At 46.9% G+C, this 24,973-nt stretch carries 18 protein-coding genes and 1 riboswitch; of the genes, 14 read left to right on the forward strand and 4 right to left on the reverse strand.

What is annotated here, in order from left to right:
- Positions 1–121 precede the first annotated feature (121 nt).
- From MKX34_RS04470 to MKX34_RS04490, 5 genes are all read left to right on the forward strand, one after another.
- Entirely contained in the window at positions 122–835 is a 714-nt protein-coding gene (locus MKX34_RS04470) for a YceI family protein (protein ID WP_076296137.1), read from the forward strand.
- A gap of 167 nt (positions 836–1,002) precedes the next feature.
- Positions 1,003–1,398 carry a (deoxy)nucleoside triphosphate pyrophosphohydrolase gene (locus MKX34_RS04475; protein WP_036680800.1) on the forward strand — a complete coding sequence of 132 codons (396 nt, stop codon included), beginning with the start codon at positions 1,003–1,005 and terminating at the stop codon, positions 1,396–1,398.
- Between the two features lie 40 nt (positions 1,399–1,438).
- Positions 1,439–1,765 (forward strand): nucleoside triphosphate pyrophosphohydrolase, encoded by a 327-nt coding sequence (locus tag MKX34_RS04480; RefSeq protein ID WP_076274911.1) that lies wholly within the window; start codon positions 1,439–1,441, stop codon positions 1,763–1,765.
- 37 nt (positions 1,766–1,802) lie between these two features.
- Complete coding sequence (locus tag MKX34_RS04485; protein WP_143763708.1) at positions 1,803–2,153, forward strand: DUF1648 domain-containing protein; 351 nt, start codon at positions 1,803–1,805, stop codon at positions 2,151–2,153.
- A 50-nt stretch (positions 2,154–2,203) separates the two neighbouring features.
- Positions 2,204–3,196, forward strand: coding sequence for a Gfo/Idh/MocA family oxidoreductase (locus tag MKX34_RS04490; RefSeq protein WP_076296175.1), 993 nt, complete (start codon positions 2,204–2,206; stop codon positions 3,194–3,196).
- 80 nt (positions 3,197–3,276) lie between these two features.
- On the opposite strand, the gene wrbA is transcribed toward MKX34_RS04490, so the two are convergent.
- Positions 3,277–3,912: an NAD(P)H:quinone oxidoreductase type IV gene (wrbA, locus tag MKX34_RS04495; protein ID WP_076296138.1), complete on the reverse strand. Its 636-nt coding sequence runs from the start codon at positions 3,910–3,912 to the stop codon at positions 3,277–3,279.
- A 152-nt stretch (positions 3,913–4,064) separates the two neighbouring features.
- Between wrbA and MKX34_RS04500 the strand changes: the two genes are divergently transcribed.
- Positions 4,065–4,715 (forward strand): effector binding domain-containing protein, encoded by a 651-nt coding sequence (locus MKX34_RS04500; protein WP_076296139.1) that lies wholly within the window; start codon positions 4,065–4,067, stop codon positions 4,713–4,715.
- A 1,290-nt stretch (positions 4,716–6,005) separates the two neighbouring features.
- Positions 6,006–6,584, forward strand: coding sequence for a pyridoxamine 5'-phosphate oxidase family protein (locus MKX34_RS04505; RefSeq protein ID WP_038568865.1), 579 nt, complete (start codon positions 6,006–6,008; stop codon positions 6,582–6,584).
- Between the two features lie 518 nt (positions 6,585–7,102).
- Here the strand turns inward: MKX34_RS04505 and MKX34_RS04510 are convergent.
- The 3 genes from MKX34_RS04510 to MKX34_RS04520 form a co-directional block, all read right to left on the reverse strand.
- The gene (locus tag MKX34_RS04510; protein ID WP_076296141.1) at positions 7,103–8,875 is read right to left on the reverse strand and encodes a hypothetical protein; all 1,773 of its coding nucleotides are present in this window, start codon (positions 8,873–8,875) and stop codon (positions 7,103–7,105) included.
- 150 nt (positions 8,876–9,025) lie between these two features.
- Positions 9,026–9,952, reverse strand: a complete 927-nt coding sequence (locus MKX34_RS04515; protein ID WP_076296142.1) for a hypothetical protein — start codon at positions 9,950–9,952, stop codon at positions 9,026–9,028.
- Positions 9,945–10,097 carry a hypothetical protein gene (locus tag MKX34_RS04520; RefSeq protein ID WP_155986556.1) on the reverse strand — a complete coding sequence of 51 codons (153 nt, stop codon included), beginning with the start codon at positions 10,095–10,097 and terminating at the stop codon, positions 9,945–9,947. The genes MKX34_RS04515 and MKX34_RS04520 overlap by 8 nt, the downstream gene beginning before the upstream one ends.
- A gap of 205 nt (positions 10,098–10,302) precedes the next feature.
- On the opposite strand from MKX34_RS04520, the gene MKX34_RS04525 reads away from it, so the two are divergent.
- From MKX34_RS04525 to MKX34_RS04555, 7 genes are all read left to right on the forward strand, one after another.
- Entirely contained in the window at positions 10,303–12,120 is a 1,818-nt protein-coding gene (locus MKX34_RS04525; RefSeq protein WP_076296143.1) for a vWA domain-containing protein, read from the forward strand.
- A gap of 88 nt (positions 12,121–12,208) precedes the next feature.
- Positions 12,209–15,598: a tubulin-like doman-containing protein gene (locus tag MKX34_RS04530; protein WP_076104209.1), complete on the forward strand. Its 3,390-nt coding sequence runs from the start codon at positions 12,209–12,211 to the stop codon at positions 15,596–15,598.
- A gap of 4 nt (positions 15,599–15,602) precedes the next feature.
- On the forward strand, positions 15,603–18,005 hold the full coding sequence (locus MKX34_RS04535; RefSeq protein WP_081383822.1) for a transcription initiation factor TFIID: 2,403 nt from the start codon (positions 15,603–15,605) through the stop codon (positions 18,003–18,005).
- A 287-nt stretch (positions 18,006–18,292) separates the two neighbouring features.
- A complete protein-coding gene (locus MKX34_RS04540) occupies positions 18,293–19,567 on the forward strand; it encodes a VWA domain-containing protein (RefSeq protein WP_036680812.1) in 1,275 nt (424 codons plus the stop codon).
- Between the two features lie 24 nt (positions 19,568–19,591).
- A complete protein-coding gene (locus MKX34_RS04545) occupies positions 19,592–20,233 on the forward strand; it encodes a beta-mannanase (RefSeq protein WP_076224970.1) in 642 nt (213 codons plus the stop codon).
- 82 nt (positions 20,234–20,315) lie between these two features.
- Positions 20,316–21,578, forward strand: coding sequence for a hypothetical protein (locus MKX34_RS04550; RefSeq protein ID WP_038568871.1), 1,263 nt, complete (start codon positions 20,316–20,318; stop codon positions 21,576–21,578).
- Positions 21,575–24,571: a hypothetical protein gene (locus MKX34_RS04555; protein WP_076296144.1), complete on the forward strand. Its 2,997-nt coding sequence runs from the start codon at positions 21,575–21,577 to the stop codon at positions 24,569–24,571. The genes MKX34_RS04550 and MKX34_RS04555 overlap by 4 nt, the downstream gene beginning before the upstream one ends.
- A gap of 127 nt (positions 24,572–24,698) precedes the next feature.
- Positions 24,699–24,902: riboswitch (cobalamin riboswitch) on the forward strand.
- The last annotated feature ends 71 nt before the right edge of the window (positions 24,903–24,973 follow it).

Below are 24,973 nucleotides of genomic sequence, written 5' to 3' on the forward strand. Positions count from 1 at the left end.
TTACGACAAGTTTAACACATCATAGCCCGTTCTGCTCTGACTTCTTCCCGACATATTGCTTTGTTAGAATGAGGGACGAGCTTGAAAGCATACAGAAATTATGAATATTGGAGGGAACAGGATGAAGAGAAAAAGAATAGCCTTGATCGCTGCAGGAGTTATTATCGTAGGAGTAGTCACAGGTTATACATTACTGGATAAATCGCTGGGCAATAATGTAGAGATCGAGTCCGTGATTCCAAATCAAGCAACAACAGCAGGTGCTGGAGAGACAACAAATAACACTGGAGCATCAGCAGGGTTGGCGGTCACAGCCGAACAATTAAACGGGGATTGGACCCTTGCGGAAACCTCTAAAGTCTATTGGTCAGTGACGACCTCTAAAGAAACAGTAAACTTCGTAGACAACAAAGTTCAGGGAACCTGGAAGGTAAATATAGAGGATTCTACTTCGATGGCCGGGGAAGGGACAGTGGATATGAGCGCTCTGGACTCGGGCAATAGCCAACGGGACGAGCATGTAAAAGGAGAGGATTTTCTATCCGTTACGGAATTTCCACAATCCACGTTTGTAGTGAAGTCATTTTCGGAGCTGCCGGCAGAATGGACTGAAGGAGCAACTGTGCCTGTTGAAATGCAGGGGACGCTTACCGTAAAAGGAGTAGCAAAGGACGTCACCTTTCAGTCGCAAGCGGCGTATAGCGGGGGACAGTTGATGTTGTCGGGAACGACAACAGTAGCCTTTTCTGACTTTGGTCTAAGCAATCCCCACACCGTTGTGCTGGGTACAGAAAATAATCTTGAGGTTCGCTTGGAGCTTGTGCTGACAAAATAGTAGCTCTTCTGTAAGGATAACGCTGCTGTGAAATGTATAGAGAGACTGTACTGAAGAGATTTTCCCAGGCCGTGTTGGCTTTTGGGAGAGTCTCTTTGGTTTGGAATGAATTGTATGTTTTAATAGTAGTATCTGTCGAATAACTAGCAATAGTGGAGGTGTTCTTTGTGATCAAGGTGGCGGCAGCAATTATACATAATGTAGAAGGGCAGATTCTTATTGCCCGGCGGCGGCAAGGTAAATCGCAGGCAGGTCTGTGGGAATTTCCTGGTGGCAAAATAGAGCAGGATGAGAGCATCGCAGAGTGTCTGCAAAGAGAGCTTCAGGAAGAGATGGGCATCACAATCCTTCCCTATGAGAGCTTTGGCATAAACGAGCATAACTATGGAGAGATAAAGATCCAATTGATTGCTTGGAAAGCGCGGTATCAGGGAGGTGTAATTGATCTGGTGGATCACGACGAACATAGGTGGGTGCTTCCGGCTGAGCTGGGTCAGTTCATGTTTGCTCCGGCAGATCTTCCTTTTGTAGAACGCCTACTGATGGAATCAAAGCCGGATTGAAGGGAGATAGAATATAATATAGAAGAAAGGAAGAGCTTAAATGCCTGTATATGAAAAGCTAGTGCGTGACGGCATCCCCGATTTGATAGCTTCTCAAGGGAAAGATTTTAACACAAGGATATTAGAGTCCAAAGAATACATAACTGAACTACGTAAAAAATTGCAAGAAGAGTCGGAGGAATATTTTCAGGCAGCAAGTGATGAAGAAGCTTTGGAGGAGCTTGCCGATATGCTGGAAGTGATTCAGGCTCTGGCGGAGACACATGGGAGCAATAGCGTGGAGCTGGAGAAGCAACGTGCAGAGAAAGCTAAACGTCGCGGTGGATTTAAGAAGGGGATATATCTGATTGAAGTGGAAGGAGAATAACGGGGAGATTATTTTTCCGCACAAGGAGGGTAAAACGTTGTTCAAAACCAAACTGACGATGATCTTAAGCAGTGTGGTGGCCTTGATTCCTGTAGCTATTTATTTATTCCTTTATTCCAATATGCCGGATACCGTCCCGATTCATTATGATGGGAACATGGCTGATCGATTTGTAAGTAAAGCTAGTCTGGAGGTTATTTTGCAAAGCGGGCTGGGTTGTTTGGGATTCATAATCATGAAGCTTTTACAGTTCCTTTTGCAAAAAGCGTTTATTCAAAGCTCTAACGAGCACTCAGCGGCTTTGAGCAAGATCTGGAATATTGCTATTTTGGTGGTGACGGTGGTGTTTGCTGGCATCAGTTCCTATACATTCATTAGAATGGTCTGATAGAATTAAAGAGACTTAGCAGAAGGATTAGGAGGAACATGCAAATGAAAATGGACAACGCTTACAAGGTGAGATGGGGAATTATTAGCACAGGCTGGATTGCTCATCAATTTGTTACTGATTTGGCGCATGCCAGTAATGGTGTGGCTTATGCCGTTGGGTCAAGATCTCAGGAAAGTGCCGATGAATTTGCTGAAAATCATGGGATTCCGCATGCCTATGCAACCTATGAGGAATTGCTGAATGACCCGAATGTAGACGCGGTATATATTGGAACGCCGCATCCTTTTCACAAAGAAAATGCTTTAATGGCGCTGCGTGCAGGCAAAGCTGTCCTGTGTGAGAAACCTTTTACCGTAAACAGCGGTGAATTGGAAGAAGTTGTGGCCTATGCTAGAGCGCATAAGCTATTCCTGATGGAGGCGATGTGGAGTCGCTACATCCCGGCGATTGTAAAGGTTAGAGAATGGATTGCTGAGGGCAAGATAGGTGATGTTCGATTGGTGAAGGCAGATCTAGGGTTTCGTACCGACTGGAATCCGGAAGGCAGATTGCTGAATCCGAAGCTGGGCGGGGGAGCGCTGTTGGATGTGGGAATTTATCCGGTTTCTTTTGCCTCCATGGTGTTTGGACCTCATCCTGAGTCTATTTCCAGCACAGTGCACATAGGTGAGACTGGAGTGGACGAGCATTTCTCGATGCTGCTGTCATATGGTAACGGGAAAACCGCTTCGTTGAACGGTGGTATTCGTCTTAACATGTTGGAGGAAGCGCATGTGTTTGGCACAGAAGGCCGTATTATTGTAGAGGGTACATTAGTGAACCCGAAATCGGCTGCGCTTTATATAGGAGATGAGAAGATAGAGAGCTTTGTGGATGACCGTGCTTCTATTGGATATTGTTTTGAAGCGGAGGAAGTAGGACGGTGTCTTCAGGCAGGGCTTACAGAGAGTCCGGTGATGACATTGGATGAATCGTTAGCGATTCTGAAACTGCTGGATCAAGTGCGTGCACAGTGGGGGCTTAAATACCCTGGAGAGTAATTAAAATATAAATTAAACACCCCTCGGTGTAGTGCTGCACAAGTAGCTCCGAGGGGTGTTGTTATATTAACTAAGCTGCGCTAGGTCTGATTATTGGCGTTTTTGCCTGCCTGAACCCAGCCGGCCACTTCAACGGTACGCTTCGCTTGATGAAAAACAGCGTCACGGATCCGATCCTGATCTTCGATCATTTTACCGTCTCCATCTACGCTGACACTTGTTCCGTAAGGGTTGCCTCCCGCACCGAATGTGACTGGATCAGTATAACCGGGTGCTGCAACAATTGCTCCCCAGTGATACATCGAGGTGTAGAGTGCCAAAATCGTAGCTTCTTGTCCACCATGCGGGTTCTGTGCTGAGCTCATGGCGCTGACGACTTTGTTTACTGTTAGTCCTTTGCCCCAAATGCCACCGGTTGTATCAATGAACTGCTTCATCTGGGAAGCAATGTTACCGTAACGGGTTGGGGAACTGAAAATAATCGCATCTGCTTCGACTATATCTTCGGGTGTGGCGACTGGGATATCTTTTGTTTCTTCAGCTAGGGCCTTCATGGCTGGATTTGCGGCGATTTTATCCTCGGGGACCAGTTCCTGCACCTTCAGCAGTTTTACCTCAGCTCCTGCTTTTTCTGCGCTTTCCGCGGCCCATTGTGCTAGCTGGTAGTTAGTTCCTGTGGCACTGTAGTAGATGACAGCTAATTTGATTTTTGACATGCTGTAGTCATTCCCTTCGAGTGTAGTTCCATACTATTAATTACCCTAATGGTGTCTTTATAACCCAGACTGAAATCAATCTATTCGAACTGGACAGACAGGTGTCCACTTTGCCTGTGTATACTAAGTTCAATCACAGGAAATGAGGGAGAATGATGAATACTTATTTTGTAGAGAAAGCAAAAATGACCTTGGCGGGGGTTAGCATACGCACAACTAATGAAGTGGAAATGGGACCTGATGGAGGTTTGCCGCAGCTGTGGGAAACTTATTTTCAGAGTAATATTGCGGGGCAGGTAGCTACGGTAAATCCTGAGTATATCTATGCGTTGTATACGGATTATGAGAGTGATGCGAGCGGAGCATATACCGTTGTGATCGGGCATGAAGTAGCTGAGGAGAGACATTTAGAGGGAAACCAGCTAGAGGAAAACGGGCTAGAGGAAAGCGAGCTAGAGGAAAGCGAACTAGAGGAAAACGAGCTAGAGAAAAGCGAGCTAGAGGAAAACGAGCTAGAGGAAAACGAGCTAGAGAAAAGCGAGCTAGAGGAAAACGAGCTAGAGAAAAACCAACTAGAGGAAAGCCAGTTCACCTATGCGGTTGTACCGGAGAGCAAATACATGGTTTTTACGACGAAAAAAGGTCCGGTATTTGAAGTGGTCGCGCAAGCGTGGGGGGAGATTTGGGCGTACTTTAAGGAGTGTAGGGAGGCAAGAACTTACACGGGGGATTTTGAGATTTATGATTCGCGAAATTTTGATCCTGCTGACACGCAGGTTGAGATTTATATTGCGATTGAATAGATTAGGGGAAAGATGCTTTTGTGTGCTTAGTGGGTTAAGTGCTTAAGCGGGAGGTTTTATAGGGAAAAGTTTTATTTTATAGGAAATTGTTTAAAGGGAAGTATTTTAGAGGGAAAAAGGGGTTTAAGGGAGTTGCTTCTGATAGTAGTACCAAGCAACTTGCGAGAGAAAGGGGGCTGCCGAGAGGTAGTCCCTTTTTCCGTTGGCGTAGCGGATACCGCGATGAAGGGGTACTTGACGGTGGAAGAGAATATAAACAAATTAAAAGAATACATACCCCTGAAAAGAATATATACATCAGTAAAAATAATGGATAACGACTTTTCATCTCATCTGGGGATGTGTTGTTAATCCTTGATGAGGCTTGCATTTAGGCAGCCGGGGGGAGACATAAGAGAAGCCCTAGAGTATATATACTTAACTAATATGTCTGCGGAAAATTGTACGGTAAAAATCCCGTAGATTTGCTGGATTGGGCAGAAGTGGAGGGAATGAACGGGAAATATCCCGCAGAATAGCTGGATTGAGATAAAGTGGCAGGAATGAACGGTATAAATCCCGTAGATTTGCTGGATTGGGCAGAAGTAGAGGGAATGAACGGGAAATATCCCGTAGATTTGCTGGGTTGAGCCAAAATGGCAGGAATGAACGGTAGAAATCCCGTAGAATCGCAGGGTTAGGCGTAGGTAGCAGAGATGTACGGTAAAAATGCTCTACATCAGCTGCATAGCGTCGAATTAGTTAGAAATAAGAGCAAAAATGCTCTACATTAGCCGCATCGAGCCAAAGTAGCAAGAAAGAGAGGCAAAAGTGCCTTACATTAGCCGCAAACGCCGCTCGGACCTAGTCAAAGTTAGTTTGGTAGGGGAGCTAGTGGTACTGGGGTATTGTTAATGGAGTTAATGCGCTTATGGAACTGATCTAGTTGGTGAAACTAACGAGTTGATAGAGCTTGTGTAACTTTGTAACAGCTGGAGTTGGTGAAGTTAGTTAAACTAATGTGGTTGATAGAGCTACTCTAGTGGTAGAAACTAACGAAGTTGTTAGAGCTGAAGTAAATGGTGTAGTTGGCAAAGCTAGTTAGTTAAGCTAATGTGGTTGATGGAGCTGAAGTGATTGGTGAAGCTGATGTAGTGCATGTAGTGCATGTAGTGCATGTAGTGCATGTAGTGCATGTAGTGCATGTAGTGCATGTAGTGCATGTAGTTCGTTGAGTCGGCGGATCTGATGGAGTTGAGTAGAGATGCCCGATTAGCCAGCACACCAATATACAGAAATGGAGAATGCCAAATGGGAAAACAATTTACCGCTATACTACCAATACATGAAGAGTTTATTCTTCGGCAGCACCTTTTTTTCGTAGGGTCGGCGCCGCTTTCAGAAGATGGGCATGTTAACCTTTCGCCGAAGGGGCATGATTGTTTTCGGATTTTGTCTCCTAATCAGGTGGCCTATCTAGACATGACTGGCAGCGGTAATGAGACGAGCGCGCATCTGCTGGAAAACGGAAGAGTGACGGTTATGTTTTGTGCGTTTGAGGGGACGCCTAACATTTTAAGACTGTATGGAACAGGGGCTGTGATTTTGCCTGAATCAGCAGAATGGGAAGCACTGTCCCCTATGTTTACATCTCTGCCTGGAGCCAGACAGATCATTTTGATAGATGTTCATAAAGTACAGACTTCCTGCGGATTTTCGGTTCCATTCATGAATTATGCGGGTGAGCGAGATACGTTGCAGCGTTGGTCTATCCAAAAGGGCGAGGCAGGTCTGAGAGAATATAGAGGAGAGAAGAACACTAAGAGTATAGACGGGCTCCCCACACCTCTTGGACAAAAACTGACTAGACAGGATCTCCCATACTCATGACCAATAGAAGGAACATACAACCCATAGGATTATTCACCCAAGACGCTAGAAGCTTTCCGCGACTTTCAAGGTCGTTCACCCAAGACGCTAGAAGTTTATCGCGACTCTCAAGGTCGTTCACCCAAGTCACTAGAAGCTTTCCGCGACTTTCAAGGTCGTTCACCCAAGTTGCTAAAGTTTCCCGCAACTCTCAAGGTCGTTCACCCAAGTTGCTAGAAGCTTCCCGCGACTCTCAAGGTAGTTTCCCGCAACTCTCAAGGTCCTTCATCCAAGTCGCTAAAAGGTTCTCACTACTCCCAGGGTCGTTCACCTAAGTCGTCAGAAGGTGACACCCTACACTCAGAGTTATTCACACAACCCGCTAAACTTATCTCACTACTCATCATGGTCGTTCACTTGTCGACATAGGTTATGCCACCGTCACTATATTGAATCTCACCCACCACACTACTAACTTCACATATTCATAATAAGTAATCCCGTAATCCCGTAATCCCGTCTCCTGCATCCCATAATCTCTACCGCCCAAAGCTCATGCTACCCACGGATTCCACTATAAACACAGGAACATATTGCTCGCCTATGTCTGTTCCAACAAGCTCATATCCATTCTGATATTGGCCACTAACTAACGCGTTACCTGTAACGGAACCCACTTCTCCTTGGAGCAAAATATAAATCCCATCCGAGTAAGCAAGACTATTACCGAAGTTATCTACGACGATTTCACCATGAAAAGAGACCTTTTCAAAAGGATGAGTGGTCAGATCCGCAGCTGAGATTACAGCATACTCCTGAACAATCTCCGCGAATTGATAGATGCCGTCTACTTTACGGTAAAGTGCCGTTTGCCCGTCAACACCGTCTCCAAGATCCGCATTAGGCACGAAAATAGAGTCATCGGACTGCAGTTCATAACCATCGCCAGCTATTGAAAATAACTGCGAAATACCATTCGATTTCATCTCATATGCTGTGAAAAGGGTGCGTCCACCTTCAACCTCAGATTGGGCTAAAACCACAGGTACACCTGAAGAGGTTGCCAACTGTTCATTAAAAGTAAGACTGCGCAGACTCTCGAAGCGTGGCAAGCTGTTTCCGGTTAATGTGACCACATTGTCGTCGTTATTCATCGCGGCATAATAGAGCACGCCACTGTTATCCGTCCCGGCGACGAGCACCTTTGTACCTAATAGTCCTTTGCGGGAGATGACGTTGTCGTATTTGTCTTGCTCTTCACCGCCAGGAAGGAGGCGAACAGGCTCAGCGATATTCCAGGCCAGCCTAGCAGCGGCAATGTTTGTCGAAGTATCCTCTAGCGGAGCAAGCTCTCCGTATAATTGTATCGCCTCAGCATATTGACCTTTAGTAGTCAGACGTTTGGCATTTTTTAGTAGCTTAGTCTTACTAGTATCGATCAAAGTCAGCACCTTGGATGAAGTGACACCTGCCGATCCTGCAAAATTACGATAAGCTACAGCATGCCCAGCAAAAGCTGTGATATTGTCACCTTCGAGATCTTTGTTCAGGATGATCTTTCCGCTGCTTTCTGCTTGTTGAAGTACCCAAGGAGCTTCGTAATTATGCTGGCTATAAGCACTCATCAGGGACAGGGTGCTTTCCAGCATACCGGTAAAGTTTCCTGCTCCAGCTAAGGATTTTAATATAGCTGTATCATGGCTTTTAAATTTTGAGGCTAGTAAATCCTCTTTGGAAGCTGCACTTCCATAATAAGCATCAGGAATCTGCAAAAGATTCCATTTGAAGTTCTCTTCATTACTCACCCCTCCGCTCTGGTTCTGGGCAAGCTCGGCAAGGAACTGCTCCTTAAACTGACGGAAATAAGAGGTGAACTGGTCTGAAATGCCTGAGGCCGACGATAACTGGCGATAATAGGATTCATAGGGGCCGTCTGGCTTCATATATGTAGCTTTTAAACTGAGCAGAGCTTGGTAGCTCTTCATAAATCCGGCAAAATCCTTAGTCGCTGCTTCCTCCTTAGTAGAGGCTACCAAAACATTCAGAACTTTGCGGATATCTGTGATTGGAGCTAATTCATCCAGACGCTTTGCGACTCTTTCTTCCAGGTAATGAATAGAATGGTTGGCCGCTGCTTGGCGGTACTGATTCTCTGCATTAATCAGATCCCCAGCAGCGTAGAGACGGTCGGCTTCTTTGGTGATTTGTATTTTATCTGCGATGAGAAAAATCTTCTGTCCAAGCAGCACAAGCATGCATATACACAAAATGATCATAAAGTTTCGCAGGGTTATTAATTGTTTGAACGTCATATAGAGTAGCCTCTTTTTTCAAAATATAAGAAAGCCTAAGAAAGTATAAGTTTTACAGTATACATCATCCTTATATTTCTGTGAGAAACGGTTGGTTATCATCAATAAGGGTGATGTTTGCTTTATATTGGCTCATCTTAGCTTTCAGGTCTATTGGACCTCCGGGTCCCAGCGATATTTGGCTTCACGAATGTCAGCTACCCTGAGGTCTAAGCCGTTCCAAGGTTCATGGGGATTCGCAGCAATGAGTTTGGACAACCGCATAAAACGGTCTTTGGGCAGATCTTGCACGTATCGGCCAATCATATTGGAGTAGAGCAGGGCATAACGCTTCATTCTTACCGCCGCTCCCGCAACGCTCGTAAGGATGGTTAAGCCGTTAGCCATCTGGCGGATCTCCACTTCATAGTTCTTCACGTAGCGTAGTGTGCGATCCTTAATGAGATCGGGACGGACTTTAGCGATCTCGCCGATATATTCGGCTAGCAGTGGTTCGAAGTCTTTTAGAAGAAGCTGCTCCAGTTCTAGATCCATATCCTTGCGGAGTAAAAATCCATGCAGCAAAGCCACTCGCTGCCGCGCGATCCGGTCGCCGCGAAGCAGGATGGAGAGCTCGCGCAGCTTCTCATAGGCAAGAACATCATCCTCACGGAGTACGGAGACAGCTTCCTGACGGTTGACCTCCAGCCCTTCCTTGATGATGCCGATCCCACGACCAAGCAGCTCATTGAGAGAACGAAGATTCTCGTTCTGCCTTACTTTTCGCTGCGTATAGTACAATAGTCCAGCAAGCACAAGACCACCGGCACCAAACAATATCATTTGTTGGATGCTATTTCCAAAATAGACAGAGGCTAGTGTGAGCAGTAAGATGAATAGTAGGCGGGTATGCATCTTCCGTCTGGCTAGTGATGCTGCGTACTGTTCTACAGCAATAAGTGAGGCTCTGCCACATTTGCTACAGCGGTCTTCGCCAAGAGCGGTATACCGCCCGCAGTGGCGACAGATGCGCAGCTTGTCATAAGCGTAACGCGGGGCCTTGAAAGGCCGGAAGGTAACGGGTCTTTTCTTATTCACGGCCTTTATCGCCTCCGTTCAAAGCGGCTAGCAGTCGATCGTTAATATCATCACGTGTCAGTGGTTTGCGCTGATGTGCGGCATAAATGGAAATCTGAATTACGGCAATTAGGAACGTAATCCCAAGAATGACGTATGAAATCATGGAACAATCCTTTCTCATGGACGCTCTGCAGTCCAGATGGCTTTTAGAATGATAATCTTCTATGCATCAATGCACTGGGTCCAGCGGTCCTAAAGTTGAAGTTTACAAGGTTTAATTATATCATAATGGCATGCTATTTACAGATTTTAGCGATAGTGCTGAACCTGTCATATGTGCCTAATATAACACAAGAGGAGCCCTATTTATGCTTCGTAAATATCAAAGTATTAGAACAACCAAGACTCTCTTTCTACGTATCTTTCCGGCATTGCTCCTGGCTCTTTGTCTAGCTGCCTCGCCTTTTGCAGCTGTTAAGGCTTATGCGGCAACGTCGGCGCAATCTCACATTGACGCTGTGCTTCTTATTGATGTCAGCAACTCCATGAAGACTAGTGACAAGAACAAAATCGCCAACGAAGCGATGAAAATGTTCATAGATATGTTATCCACCCAAGGTGATAAAGTAGGTATTGTTGCCTATACCGACAAGGTGCAACGGGAAAAGGCCCTGCTGCAAATTAGCTCGGAGAGCGATAAGCAGGATTTGAAGGATTTTATTGATGGTTTGGACCGAGGAGCTTACACCGATATCGCTATTGGCGTAGAGGAAGCTGTGAAGGTTCTGCAGAATGGAAGTGACCCTTCCCATGAGCCTATCATTGTAATGCTCGCTGACGGCAATAATGATTTCAACAAAGCGACAGGCCGGACGCAAAGTGAATCAGATAAAGAGCTGAAGGCGGCCGTAGAGGTTGCCAAAAAGAATGGCTATCCCATCTATACCATTGGACTTAATGCAGATGGCAAGCTGAATAAACAAAGCCTCGCCGACCTGTCCAATGAGACAGGTGGTAAAGCATTTTCGACGGACTCAGCAGATGATCTGCCGCAAATCCTGAGTGAGATTTTTGCCAGCCATTTGAAGCTGAAGGTAGTGCCTGTGCAGTCGATTACTGCAAATGGCGATTATCAGGATGTGACCGTCAACGTGCCTAACGGCAGTGTTTTGGAAGCCAATATCTCAATTATGTCTTCACAGCCTGTGACAGCGAAATTAACGGACCCGTCAGGGAAAGAAGTTGCGATCCCCTCAAACAATGTCCTGCTGTCCAAGTCTTCTACTTATAGCTTGATTAAGCTACTGTCACCGCAGGAAGGAGATTGGAAACTTCAGGTTAAAGGTGTGCCAAAGGATAAGATTGATATTAATCTAGTCTTTAACTATGACTTGGAGCTTAAGATCGATGCGCTGCCATCAGCAACCTATAAAAAGGGTGATAAAATCGACATCACCTCGCATCTGTTCAGCAACGGTACTCAGGTAACACTCAGTAATTTGTATCAAGATATGAAGGCGGTACTGCTTGCTACAGATATCGATACAGGTGATGTGCAAGAAATCGAACTGGATAACTCCGGAGCTGTCTTCAAGGGTACATTTGAGGTAAAAGAAAGCCATAACTACGAGTTGAAGGTACGGGCAGAGGAAAGCAGCTTTTATCGGGAAAGTGCACCTGTCCAAATCAGCGCGAAGACAGGCGGAGCAGCAACAACAGCACCTTCTACAGGGACTGGCAATGAAGAACCCCTGAAGGAAGCTTCATCCAAAACCCTGTATTACATTATAGGGGGCATTCTTTTAGTGCTGGCAGCTGGTGCAGCATGGTATGTGCTGAATAAGAAATCGGCACGTGGTTTTGTAGGACAGCTGGTAGTAGAGGTTAAAGACAGCAATACGGGTGAGAAGACCTACCCACAATATAAGAAGCTTGCAGGCTTCAAGGGCAAGTTCACCCTTCATCAGCTGCTGCAATTGGCGCCTGAACTGAAGGAGAGCGAAAGTGTTATTTTCACACCGGCTAAGAATGACCGATTGCTGTTACGCAGCGGAGAAGGTGTTACTGTGGAGAGATCCGGACGTGCTGCGGATGCTTCGCGTGGTCTTGAACTGAAGAGTGGGGACCGCGTTTCAGTATCTCTACAGACGGTAGATAAGACGATTTATCTGGAATATTTAGTATAGTAGGCAATGGCAATGTATGCCGCAGAAATAGTTTTGCTGCAAGATATCTGAAGTACAGCTTCCGCAAAACTTTTAGGAGGATAAGCATATGAAACCAGTAGTAAGAGAGCATATACAGCAGTTGGATGTATCACTAGGCGGCGGGATTGTCAGCGATAAAATCAGGGTGGATACGATTGATAATCCGATCCTGATCATTGGACTAGGCGGCACGGGCATTGATGCCCTGCTGCGTCTTAAATATCAGATTAACCGCCGCTTTAAGCTGCCGGAGGATCCAATATCCAAGAAGAAACGGGACAAGCCGGATAATGTGGAATTTCTAGCTTTTGAGACGAATGAACAGGATCGCGGAAAAAAATACAAAGGCATTGGGCTGGACCCGCAAAATGAATTTGTACTCCTGGCGAATGCTGAAATCGGCGGACTGCTACAGAACCGTAGTATTCTCGATTCTTATATTACAGATTGGCTGTCACCTGAGTTAAGTATTACAGATGGTATGAATGGTGCCGCTGGCGTGCGGCAGGCTGGACGTCTGCTTTTGTTCACCAAGATTAATCAGGTTGTAGGCGCGATTGATAAGAAGATCAAGACGTTATCCGTAGGCACTAACAAAAAGCTGATGGTCTTTCTGCTGACAGGTCTGTCGGGCGGTACAGGCAGTGGGGCTTTCTTGGATATTGCCTATATCGTACGCGGTATTATTGAACGTGACTACGGATCAGCCGGTATTGACCGTGTGAACACACTGGGTTATCTCTTTACACCTGACGTGAACCTGTCTAATAAAAGTCTAAGTGAGCACACGCGTGAATATATTCGCAAGAACGGTTATGCAGCGCTAAAAGAGCTGGATTACTGGATGAATGTGGACAGTCGTGGTGAGCGATTCCAGCAGCAATACGGTAATATTTTGACGGTAAATTCACCGCTGCCTCCATTTAATCTATGTCATTTGATCTCTGCAACGAATACCGAGGGTAAGCTGCTGGAGAATGCGTACGATTACTGTATGAACGTAACGGCGGAGAACATCACGAACTTTATGGCGAGTGAAGAAAAACAGTCTGGTGAAGAATTCGCCATCCATGACTATATCAGTAATATCCGCACCAACATTGCGCAGATGAACAAGACCTACCCAGCTAACTATGAATACAACATTATCGGTGCCTCGTCTGCTGTGCTTCCGATTGAGGAAATGACGACTTACCTGGCTTTCCGCTTGTTTGATAAAATGGAAAAAATGTTCCAGCAGGCCCCTGGTCAAGAGGATGTAGAGAAATTCGCACGTAAGCTGGGGATTGATCTCGACAGTATGATCAAGACGTTTGAATCCCGTGTGCCTGAGCCGTTGCCAGGCTACGAGAACAGCGAACGCTTGAGCCATGCCAATGTTGTTAAGAATCAAGTGGTAAGCATGGATACAGAGCTGGAGCAGAACTTCCTGGCTCGTGCCCGTGAAGAATATATCAAATCGAAAAAGCAGTTGCCTGGCGAAATTGTGGGACGTTTCAGTGAAGAGCTGGAGCGCATCTTCCTGCACCCAGAGCAAGGGCCATTCTACGTTTCCCGCCTGCTGTATACCGAGAAGGGCTTCTGTATTTTGAAGCTGATTCAGTCTTATATTGAGGCTTTACGTGAAAGCTTGTTGCGTTTGCCACGTGATATTGAGACGGCTCAGGACAGTGCGGATGAGAAGCTGAGCGATGCCCGCAGTGCTTTTGTCTCCAAAGAGAAGAAGAAAAATGCCTATATTGAGGCTAAAATCAATGAATATTGGCTGCACGCCGATGTAGAACGCACTGAGCAAATGATTCAATTTTACGAGGACTTATATGAGCTCTTAAACGATGAGAACAGCCGGATTTACGGTGTGTTTACAGAGATTCTTAGTGCGCTTAGCTCGATTTTTGCCAAAAACGGGGACATCCTTATCAATGGCGAAGAGCAGGCAGACTATAAAGGAAACAAAACTTATTATTGGAACATTGTTAACGTGCCGGATATTTCGGCAACCATCTCCAAGATCATGGATCAGAAGGACGGCGACGACCTGATTCGCGACTTCACCCGTGAAATGCTGAAACATTCCGGACGTTGGGTCAAAGAGCAGGAGATTGATATCGTCCGCTCGATTTCGGAGTTCCTTAGCGATAAGTTTGGGGATCTGATTACCCGTTCGATGGAGGATTTCCTTGTGATGAAATTCGGCCATGAAGAGCCGCTGGATAAATTCGTTGAGCGGATTATTGCCGGTAAATTGGACGAAGAGGCTGTGCCTACCTTCCACCTTAGCAATAGCTCGGGCAGCTTACATTTCCCATCATGGGGTTTCGTTTCCGTGCCTGTTAAAGCGCCGGGTATCCTAAAAGGGATTCGTAATTATCAGAATAATGCGCTTGGCAAATCGCAATTTACGATCAAGGAAAGCCAAGTGAAAAACCGTATTTTCTGGCTTAACACACGTAACGGTGTGCCACTTTTCGTATACACGCCGCTGCGGGTGTTTGAAGAGAACTATGAGCGGACCATTCTCGACAAGGAAGGGATTGGCCGCCATCTCGTGATGACGGATAAGAACAACTGGACGTATCTGCCTTCTCCGATTCCGGAAAAATCATGGGGCGACACTTACGTCAATTCTCGTGTACGTGATTATAACGCTAGAGTGCGTGCAGACTTTGCAAAAGCGCTGGCAAGTGGAGTCATTATTGAAAAAGGTGTAGATGAGAACACAAGTAACAGATATTCTGTTGTGTTCACCAAACCTTTTGATCTGGACGCAATTTTGAGTGGTTTCGATATGCAACTGCAATCCACACGCCCGAATCTCGGTGAAGTGAAGAAGGCGGTTGATGAGCTGAAGAGTCTGCGTGAGAAGGGCTTGGAGCGCGAAGGCATTAAAGATATCTTTGGCAGCATCAACAAGGACATGGCGCAGGAGAATCTCATTCGTTCACCGCAGCTGATTTCACGTGTTCGTGTGGAGTTGGCCAAATATGCTGAACTGACTGCCAAAGCCGCTGAGCTTGAAGGTGTGCTTCATCAATATCTGGACGAAGATAAGTGGATGGATCAGTTCATTGAAGCTTTGTATACGGACAGCATTATCAAAAAAGGCGCACTCTACGTTTATGACCGTGATGAAGAAGAGGACGCTTGGGAGCCGTTTGCTAATTTGATGAAAGAGCGCAGCTACGTAGAGTATGCCGTGTATCGGCACTTCCGGGAGCTGGATGAGAAGAGCCGCAGCGTACTGCTGCGTAAGGCAGCACGTCGTGCAGGTGAAATGACTGCCGCTGAAGACGTTACCCCGCTGCTCTATAAGCTGGAAGGACTGTATGTATCATTCCTGGAAGCACGCGACAGCTTGGAGTACGAACGGGTAGAGTATGAGAGCGGCGATGAGATGTACGGATTCTACAAGAGCATGACTAGCAAGCTCGGCAGTATCCGCAGAAAGTTGAAATAGGCCTATGATCAAAACACAGGCATTATCTTATGGTGAACAATATGCGGTACAGGAAGAGGCACAGCGCAGCAAAGGGGATGGACGCAGCAGCATCCATTACCCTGCCCTGTTTCTGTTCGTAGGCGACAAGGTTGCTCCGGCCATCGGTCCGGTGCTGGATAGCTGCGAACGAAAATGGGATAACGCCGGCGGGGTTATGGCATTACATGCTGTGTCAGGTGCGGAAAAAGAGGGAACAGACGGAAGCAAAAGTAGATCTGATGCGGGAGGAAAAGACCGGGTGCTGGCCATGGCTTTGCCAGAAACGGCAGGGTCAGATCCACGCACTGTGCGTCATGAACTTTACCGCAAGTTTCATGAGGATACACGTTATCTTGCTGAAATGAATAAAGTTATCCGGCGGCTGAGCAACAGTATAGCGGATTATGGACGTCTATATTCATCTTTTGACGTCATCCATCTCTCTATCATTACGCGGGTTGATGATCCGCTTAATGTATTGCTGCCGGAAATTACACTGCTGGCTCGTGCTGTACTCGGCCAGTCCTTCAAGTCCGTACAGACAGATCTCTACGCTCTGATCAATGAGCGGGAGCAAGGGGATAATTTTGGATATTCCAGCTCAGTAGGGCTGGCTTTTCTGCGTGAATTGGACAGAATGCAGGCTACGGACTATAAGTTTAATGCGCCGTTACTTGTGACGGAAGACGGTCTGTCGATTCCAGTTGGCCATGGTCCTTCCGCATTATTTGACCTTGTGTATCTGCTCTCCGATAAGAATGAGCGCGGTATGATGTCTGCACACGGTATGGATGACAACTACGAGATTATTTCTCATATTAGTCTGCTCAAAAATCGGGTCCGCCCGGCTTCTGATCAGGCTACTGGTCATGGCGGATATAACAATATGACCTTCAAAAGCGGCATCAGAGGCAGCACTGGAAGACAAGGCTACGCCTCTGCTGGCTTTTCCGGGGTAAGAAGACCTAATGTTCAAATTGCTTTGGCAGTGCTGTATCATGCGTTCCGGCGGCTTGTCTCCGATATGCGTGAGGGCAGTTCGTGGACTATACGTGAACGGCAGGCGTTGTTAGGGCTGGACCCTGAGAGCTTGCGGGAACACGCGGTACAGCTACTTCCGGAGAAAGACGGCCTGAATGAAATGACGGGTTTAATGAGTCACGGACGCCCTTCCTATAATGAACTGAAGCAGCTGTCACTTCGTGAAGCTGAACGGCAGTTGTTCGGTGAAGGGGGCGAAGCTTATTTCCGCAATAACTTTGTGGCAGAGTCAAACCGGAGAGTAGAGGGAATGAATCCATTACGCCAATGGCGCACTATGCTGGCGGCACAGGAAACATCTACGCCTGCGGTAAGCTTTTATCAGCTTGCGGAGTGGACGGCAGATCGTGATGAAGCCGGAAGTGTGCTCCATCTTTTACGTCAGCATATGGCAGGCTTGCGTTCCGCGATTCTCTCCATGCAGGAGGAGCTTGAGGATCTTTATGCAGAAAGCGTGGAGCGCCAGCCGTTCCAGCGTGTGCCGCTTTTTGACAAAAGAACAGTACGTAACTTCATTCATTACTTATTCTCAGCCGTATATGGCAAAAAATATGAACTATTGGGCCTAGAAAGTGAGCTTGCCCTATGCAGTCGTTTGGAATCTGCACTTGAGCAGCTTCATATGGAAAGTATGGCTCGTGTGAAAGCTATGGAGACTTTGGAGGAAGAATTGCGTATTACTGTTATGGACAGCATTGGGCGAACAAACGAAACAACGGGCCAGAACGTAATGGAATACTACCGCGTAGTCACAGAAGAAGTGATGAAGGATATCGAAACCCGGCGTGGACCTGGAATATTCTTCAGTGAGAAGTACATGGGCAGTATCTCCAAGCTCTTAGAACAAGGGAAAGAAGCTGTGATTGAGCGTTTGATTGATATTTGCCGCCGGGAGCTGCTGACAGCAGAACCTTTCAATTTATCTTTTGAGGAAGAGCTTCTGCGGCGTGCAAATGTTGCGGCAGCCTATGAGAATCGTCAGGTTCTATCGAGGGAAGAGCTGTTCAAGCGCTTGTATCATAATTTGGAAGAGGGCGCGGCCATTAATGTTCGGCTATTCGAATATACGCAAGAGCATCGTCATGAGGAGAAATATTTCTTCGGAGACAGTTCATCAGAATTCCTACGCTACGCATTTGGAGTGGATGAGACAACTCGGATTTACCGGTTAGGATTCGTGCATGAGCAGCGGAGGAGCGGAGTGGAGAAGCTCAACCTGATGGGCGGCTTTCATTTAGAAGACCTGCTCTATTATCGCAACGGTAAGGTCTATTATGAGACTTATGCTCAGAATGGCTATCAGCTCCATGGGCTGAGTGAAGATCAGCTTCCTGAGATGCGCTGATGGCGTAATAGATGGGTACCCTCACTTTGAGTCCCTTTATTGCCTTTGTGCAATATTGATACAGTAGATTTAAGTAGATTTCTGGGATAGGGACATTTCTCCTTATTTCCAATGCACACTGTGCAATAGAATAGAAATAGTTGTTCCTCCTACTCCATTCTATTGCACAAAGTGCAATCTGGGGGATGATAACACATCCGGGTAGCCCGTTTATCAGGCAGCATAACCCCCGGAATGTTTAAAGGATAATAGTACAATTCAGGTTTTCCCGGAAAGGAAGTATAACGATGCAGAGAAAAATCAATCTGCTGCTGCTCTTCTTCAGTCTGATCGGCGGCGGGGTCGCCTTTCTTTTTGGCGAATGGCTGCTAAGCTGGTATAACGATCTGCCTTCCATCCTGCTTGTGGGTATTTATTTTGCCATTGTGGCGCTGGGTGTCGGTGTAGGCTGCCTGCTTGCAGAGATGATCTCGCCACGACTGAACGGAGCTTCATGGAAACAACGCTACCTGGGGTTATCGTGGAAACTGCTGCCTCTGATGATTGTCCTTGCACTTGGAGTTGGAGCCTTAACGGAGTTCGTTTATGAACTGAATTTTGGCGGTGCCAGACCGGTTAAGAATGTGGTGATGGCTATCGATGACTCAGGCAGTATGACGCAGAGTGATCCCGATAATAGCCGGTATTCAGCAGCAAAAGCGTTAATTACAAAAATGGACACTGACAATAAGGTGGCCGTGGTGACCTTTAACAACGAAGCTGTAGTTGTCCAGCCTTTAACGCCACTTTCAAATTCGGAGAATCGTGAGAAGGTGCTGACTGCAATCGATAATCTGCAGCCAACCGAAGGCGGCACGAATATTAGCGGTGCGGTCTCGGAGGCACTCAAGGAAATTGATAGTGACGGCAAAAAAGACCAAGGAGCTATGGTCATCTTGTTGTCTGACGGAGTGAGTAATTTCGATACCACAAGAGAGTTGCAGGCTTATGTAGAGCGCGGTATTGCCGTGAATACCATTGGTCTGGGCTTGAATGATCCAGCAGGCAATCAGCTGTTGCAGGATATTGCGAGAGTGACAGGCGGACACTATTATGATGTCAAGGATTCAGCCCTTCTGGGCGATGTGTTCCAGCAGATCTATGACCGTCTGGGAGATCGGACGCTGCTAACTGAGCGCAGTGATTCAACGGCAGACAGTCCTTATTATGCTGCGGTTCGTATATTATCATTGATGTTGATGGGGGCTGCGCTTGGATTAGGTCTGGGAATTATGTTTGATAACCGTCATTTGGCTAAAAGCTTTGGGATTGGCGGCGTAATATCTGGCTTGTTCGCAGGACTGATTCTGGAATTTGGACTTAGCGGTGACTCCTTTACAGATAGTCTTATTCGTCTTCTGGCTGTTCTTATATTAGCTGCTATTATTGCATTATTTACAGGCGTCATTCCGGTAGGTGAAGGACGTATTTATCGAAATAGAAGAAACAATAACGCAGCGCCTGCACCAGCATCGGATAACTTTCCGGGTCGGCGCAGAAACCGGAACAGCAAAGGATTCTAGTGTAGCGGAAAGGGGTTTACATTAATGAGGTACGCCGAGGTTAATGCTTCCGCTCCGGGAATAACGGATGTGACATCCCAAGTGGATGACCGATTCTGTACGCTGAGATGGCGCTGGCCGGACGGCGTGCAGGCGGTGTACATCCACAAAACCTCCGCAGAAGCGGCTGACATGGGAACCGGAGATGATCCGCCAGTAGGGATGAAGCTCTACACTCGTGAGGAATACAAATCTAACAATGGTTATCGTGATCGATTGGATGAGATCGGCCTGATATCCTATACCATATTTGCTCGTCTTGCTGAGAACGGTGAGACTGTACTGGTGAGGCAAAGTGATGGTGTGAACCGGGTGATGGTCAGTGCAGGCAAAGCCCGGATCTATTATTCCATTCAACAAAAAAAAGCCTTATTCGGAAAACAAAAGACCGTACATATGGCGATTACGGCAGAAGTGCCCGTGGCACGGGATGTCCTCTGTTATGTCAAGAAACGTGGAGGGCATCCGGCAGGGAAAGAGGATGGTATTCTCTTTCCCTTCGTACAGGATTTCGCTCCTGGACGCAATGTACTTCCGCCGATTGAAATCGGTAAGGATGATTTTGTACGCATCTTTTTCACCGATGGCAAGAAATATGGGCTTTATTACGAATTGGTACCGGAGTGAGACTCGGTCTACGTGTACAAGCGGGTAATGAGCAGTGCGTTCATAGCAAGTACGTAGATACAACTTTTGGGAGGATGAGTAGATGTCTTTTTTTAGCCGTTTTATGAAAAAGAATCAGCCGGAGCCGCGGCCGCTTTTTTACGATATAGTGTGTCCGTATTGCTTCACCAAATTCTCTCCGGAGGATGTCGTCTTTCGGGCTATGCACAGCCGGGAGGACGATGAAAATTACGCATTGGGTGAGGATGACGCCTTGAACAAATACCGTGAGCGCTTCGGGCTCGATACGGTAGATGACATAGAAGCGATTATCAACCCGGCGGATATTCCGGAAGAATATCATCATTACACGGATCATGTGTTAACTGGGCTTACGGATCGTTACGGTGTGCTTACGCGCAGACGGCTTTGCCCGGCCTGCCATAATGAGCTGCCGGTGACTGCCGGGAAGGTGCCAAGTAACATCATCTCGATTATCGGGGCATCCCAAGTCGGGAAATCGGTGTATATGACCTCGTTGATCCACACATTGCAGCATACTACAGCAGGTCATTTTGATGCCGCTTGTATGCCGCTTAATGCAGAGATTAGCCGTAAGTTCCGTACATTGTATGAAGAACCGCTTTTTGAGCGCGGGGATCTGCTGGCTTCTACACAGAAGGAAAAAATGCAGGAGCCTTTTATCTTTCAATTTGTCTTTAAGGATGAAAATAAACCGCCACTGACACTTGTATTCTTTGATGTAGCAGGTGAGGGTATGGTGGATCAGGATTATCTTGGACTTCATGGTCAGCATATCAAGAACTCTGCGGGTATTCTGTTTATGGTCGATCCGCTGCAAATCCGTTCTATCCGTGAAAAGATTCATATTAACATCGGTGACCGTCCCGGAGAATGGGTCTCACAATATGACGAGCCGCGCGATGTGGTGCTGACGATGTTTGGTGATTTTATTGCCTATCAGGAAAAGAGCAAAACAGACATTCCAACAGCGGTTGTGCTTGCAAAAAGTGATATGCTGCATTCGCTGAAGGATGAGGATGGCGATTATATCAAGTCCAACAGCAATGTGTTCAATAACTATGTTCATCGCAAAACATTAAACATGGACGAGTTCCATAACATCGACGGGGAAATTCGCAGATTTATTGGTAAGGTGGACAGACCCTTTAAAGATACGATGGATGTTTATTTCGCGAATACGGGTTATTTTGCAGTATCTGCGTTGGGCAGCAATCCTGTGAATCAAAAGATTGAGGGTGTAGTAAGCCCGATTCGTGTAGACGAGCCTTTTATTTGGCTGCTGCATAAGCTGAAGTATATTGAGGGGAGCGACGGCCCGTGAATGGTTTCTCAGGGTCAACAATCGCCCAACAGATGTATACCCGCGAACGTCGCGGAGTGTTTCGTTCCACAGAAGGCTTCGATACGGTAGCGAAATCAGATAGTCTAGACAATAATTTTGTGAAAAAAATCCTTCATCCCTTCTGCCTCTACGATGCTCCTGCGGAGTTGACCGCGCGTGGGGAGAAGGATGAGGCTGCATATCCTGGAGCGCTGCACCTATTTCATGCTGAGAACGGGGATACAGTTATTGGGCTTAGTCGTTATCAAGCGGCCGATTTCACAGGCCAACGAAGCGCCTTTTTTGCACATAACTATGTAGTTCCTGCTTCACGTTCCGAAGAAATAGTCCAGAGCTATGGGGACTGGCTGCATGCTGATTTTGCAGAGCGTTATACTGGAGAGCTTGGTGGAACTTTGCCGGAGCTGCCCTCTATTCCAGTTGTTCGCACAGACCGCAGCCCTGACCCAATCGCAGGCTTACGCTTGTTAGGGATTGATGAAGGGATATTCAAGGCGTTATTGCAAGCTGTGATGCTCTCTGTAGCAGGTAAGAAAAAAATCTACGTGGCTCTAAACGTACCTATCACCGAGTTGTCCGCGCGGGCGGTGGAGCTTACAGAAATTCTGTATAGCGTGCTGCCGTATGAATTCCGCCGTAGATTAGGCGTGATTACGTATGCGAATGAACCGCAAAGCCGTAAATATATACATCTTAGCTTTGTGGAAAAAGGTTCGCTGCGTCCCGGTGATCGTAGTATTGAGAAGGATTATACCTTCGATTTGGCTTCCGGACGGATGGGGAATGTCGATTTTGGTGAGTCCCGCCAGCCTTATGCTGATTTGGTGTGGAAGCTGTTACTGCTGAATCCAGGAGATATTAACGACTTTGTAAGCTTCGCTGATCAGATTCTGCGTGGAGAGAGTCCTGAGCATAAGCTATCCCTTGCTTTCTATAATGAGCTGGCTATATTTTATGAGATTGAGCAAGGGAACGAGCATTTATATACGGAGAATAAGAGTGCGGTGCTAAGTGGTTTGCTCTCTTACCTTAAACCAGACGGTGCAATTCATTCTAGAATCCGCTTGAACGATATTTTCTTAGAACGGTTCGACCGGGAATTTGATCTGATTCGGCAAAGGAATGTGCCAGATCCGGCGATTATGGAATGCTTTAAGGAGTATTTTGTACTTAAGGATCACAATTACAGGGTCAGAATCGTGGATTATTTCATCAATGGGATGCTTCATAGTGTGGAAGCGGGCCGCAAGGATATCTTGAGTGCCGCTTACGGGATCATTGAGAGTAATGATGAGTTAAGTGCAGCCTACTTCCAGCGCGTGATGTCTGAAACATATTTCCGTAAGCAGCTACTTGAGCCTTATATGGAATCAAGACTAGCTGCGGCGTCCAGATCTGCGGATATACTGAGCTTTGTACTCCATTGGGGGCGGTTCCTGCCAGTGGCGTTAGAGCAGTCTTTTGCTCAAAATGCTGTGAAGGATTATTTGCTTGAAAAGCTCCAGCTGGAACATGATCCGGTGGCTTCTGTAGCGGAAATTCATGAAATTGTAGATAAGGCAGAAAAAGATCGCCGCAAAGGAACCGGAGTTGCTCCTAAGGCACTCTCCCTAATGCAGGATCTTGCTGCTTCAGCAGATAGATTCTTACTGAACCGCTTATCGCTTTCCGATATGACGCAGGAGGAGCTTCTGGAGGTAGTTTTTTTACGTTATGGTAATGTTGTCGATTGGCAGCCGCCACTGGATAGGATTAGCAAGCAGAAAGAGAATGCGCTGCGCGCCGCTTACCGCTGGTTTGGTGAAGAGAAGCCGAATGAGGAGATTTTTGCAGGATTGTCTCCGCAGGAACTAGACGATGTGCAGCTACTGGGTCGTCGTTTGCTAAAAGAGGCGCGTGTTCTGGAACCCTTTGAACGGCTTCCGCTAGCCTTTTACTATACAACTCAGCGTGAAGGAGGTCCGCTGGATTACGATGCGCTTCTGGAGCTGTTAAAGCGTAAAGCCGGTTCCGACAAAGAAATCATCTATCGGTTTTTTGCTTGGTCGCAAGGCAATCCTTTATTTACGGTTTCGAATAAAAAGCTGCAACCGGGTTACCGCAAAGCGATTCTGAAGTATTTCCTGAGCAGTGATCGTGAAGCGTTCAAGAATCGGGAATTCCGAAAGAACTATGTCGCGGCAGCTCGGCCTGCTCTGCAAAATGTGTACAATGAAGCCCGCTCCCAACTGGCTTCCCCGCTGGCGCGCTGGATCAGCCGCAGCCGATTTCGACTCTTAATCTCCGGCTCCATTACGGGTATTCTGGTGATTATTGCAATTATCGTATTCAGTATGCTGCGCCCGGATGATACGAAGACGGCTCTGCCGGGGACAAGCCCTGAGCCGACCCCTGTTCAGAGTGCAGGTAATGAGCTGCCTCCGGCTTCAGTATACTTGAAGGATCAGAGCGACGAAGGAGATAAGGGGAGCAGCATATTGGTGTTCACCTTCGCAAGTGCAGATGACTGTGTGCAGTTTCAACCGACTGAGATTAGTTCAATGTCTTCGTCTACAGAGATAGATAAAAGCTTTAAGGTCGCTGCTACGAATGGCACTTGTCCAGTGCCGTCAACGGATGGGACGGATGAGGGAAACGCCGCTGACGATTCAGATGCCGCTGGCACTACTGGAGGAACAGCAGAAGGTGCAGATGCTACTAACGAAGTAGCTGATGCTTCTCCGTCTCCTACGCCTTCCTCTGATACTGAGGACAGCACTGGGTTGCCTTCCGCAACAGCTGTGACTGAAGGTGAACAACCATCCTATCAGGTTGAGGTTACATTGGAGCCTGGAGCGACAATTCTAGAGAAAAGTATGATCAAGGCCGGAAGATTTACATTGATCGTAGATCCCGACCCTAATATTCCACCAGCTTCTGATTCAAGTGCTGAACCCTCCCCAACTGCAAGTCCGGAAGGAACAGCCGAATAACAAGCTTTCTGAACAGCAATACCTACCGGCAGGTGGTGTATTGCTGTTCATTTTTTTGCTGCCCATACTAAGCTTTTCTATAGACATGCTATGTATTAATAGATATGATTATGGATGTCAAAATAAGATACTACATACTGGAAAAGGTGCAGACTCTATCAATCTAGTCGTCTGCTTAAAAGGGAAGTCCGGTGCAAGAGTCCGGCGCGGTCCCGCCACTGTATGTGCGGAGTTTTTCTTCTATAAGCCACTGCCCCGAAGGTAGGGTGGGAAGGTGGAGAACAGCGATGAAGCATCAGCCAGGAGACCTGCCTTTTTCGTGAGCGTTTCTATTCTTCGTGGGGTAAGAATGTGGAACATATACAGATGGACTGTTGGCAGGAAGCAAGCGCCTCAGCCTCG

It is taken from the genome of Paenibacillus sp. FSL R5-0636, from assembly GCF_037974255.1.
GTDB classification, from domain to species: Bacteria; Bacillota; Bacilli; order Paenibacillales; family Paenibacillaceae; genus Paenibacillus_AQ; species Paenibacillus_AQ odorifer.